Annotated in this window: 2 protein-coding genes; both read right to left on the bottom strand. The window is 38.5% G+C overall.

What is annotated here, in order from left to right:
* Positions 1–90 precede the first annotated feature (90 nt).
* Positions 91–366 (bottom strand): hypothetical protein, encoded by a 276-nt coding sequence (locus T357_RS0118415; protein ID WP_031555924.1) that lies wholly within the window; start codon positions 364–366, stop codon positions 91–93.
* Between the two features lie 26 nt (positions 367–392).
* Positions 393–836 carry a flavodoxin family protein gene (locus tag T357_RS0118410; RefSeq protein ID WP_031555922.1) on the bottom strand — a complete coding sequence of 148 codons (444 nt, stop codon included), beginning with the start codon at positions 834–836 and terminating at the stop codon, positions 393–395.
* Positions 837–1,243 lie beyond the last annotated feature (407 nt).

Here is a 1,243-nt window from a genome sequence, read left to right as displayed (position 1 = left end):
GCGCGGAGCAGTTGTCGGCGGCATAATGGTATTTTTGCGCCGCAAACATTGTAAACACTGAGTTTCACGCCCTTTTGGGTGTGGGAAGTATTAGTCATTTAACTTATGCATGTTCTTTGCCTCGAAGAACCATTCGGATTTAGCGTTGGCATATTTATCTCTGCACCAGTCGATAATATCCTTTTGTCCTGTGAAAAGGTGTTCTCCGTTCACGGCTATTATCTTCAGGAACATCTCATCTTTTTCATGAAACCTGCGTCTTCGTTCCAGAGGTTTATACTCTTTAAAGTGATTCTCTTTATCTATTATTTCAAAACTGGAACAGCAGTAATCAATTGCCAGCTGTCCGCGTAATATGTCATTCATTTGTGTTTTTAAAGTCCTTCGCGTTTTTAGATAATGCTGTTATAGAAATCAACCGCCGCCTGTATCTCTTTCCCTGTTGGATGCCCCTTCCTGATACCTCCGACCAAACGAAATGGGCCGAACGTGTCAAATCCTTTGCAGATATATCTCCCTACCTCTTTGCAATTTTTATTTTCTGTTATTCTTGCTATAGCATTAAAGTTGCTTTTCATCGGATTACCGGCCGTAGCAATGAAAAATACATCTTTTCCTGATGGAAGGTTAACCTTGGCAAAATTTAATATCTGCTCATAAAACTTTCCAAAATATATTCCGGAAGCAAATCCGATTTTATCGTAGCCACTTAGATCAAATGTATTCCTTGAAGTAACATCTACTAACTCTACATCCGTATGTTCAGCTGCAATAGCATCTAGTATCTTTTTTGTATTCCCATGATGTTTACTGTAATAAATAATAGCTGTTGCCATATCGACGCTCCTGTCATGTACTATTGTTCTTAGCATATAATATAAGCGTTTTTAATAACAAATACCATAATTGACGTGCTGAAATAGAATTCAAAATTTGACGGTAGCAGGTGTATATGCTACCATCATATAAAACAATGATGACTCTGAGCCAAATATGTTTTTCTCGATCATACCTCAGTAAAACTTATTAGATTCCTAGTATTGGCTTAGACATCATAACTATTCTCACACTAAAGCAAGAAGAAACTCTGCCTTTTAAGAGGTGGAGTTTCTTCTTGCTTTTTTGATATTGGGAATTATAACCACGGAAAATCACAACCACCCGTCAAACGGGTGGTTTGCTCTGAGGCTATAAGCCTCTGATTACTCAGCCGGCGTCTCAAGGCGCTGGCTTTCACTTTGTT

Source organism: Oribacterium sp. FC2011 (assembly GCF_000701645.1).
Taxonomy (GTDB): Bacteria; Bacillota; Clostridia; order Lachnospirales; family Lachnospiraceae; genus Oribacterium.
The sequence above is the reverse complement of the archived record's forward strand: the minus strand, read 5'-3'. Positions and strand labels throughout refer to the sequence as shown.

Excerpts from the sequence above, each read along its gene's own strand:
- T357_RS0118415 (WP_031555924.1), bottom strand. The coding sequence starts at position 366 with ATGAATGACATATTACGCGGACAGCTGGCAATTGATTACTGCTGTTCC.
- T357_RS0118410 (WP_031555922.1), bottom strand. The coding sequence starts at position 836 with ATGGCAACAGCTATTATTTATTACAGTAAACATCATGGGAATACAAAA.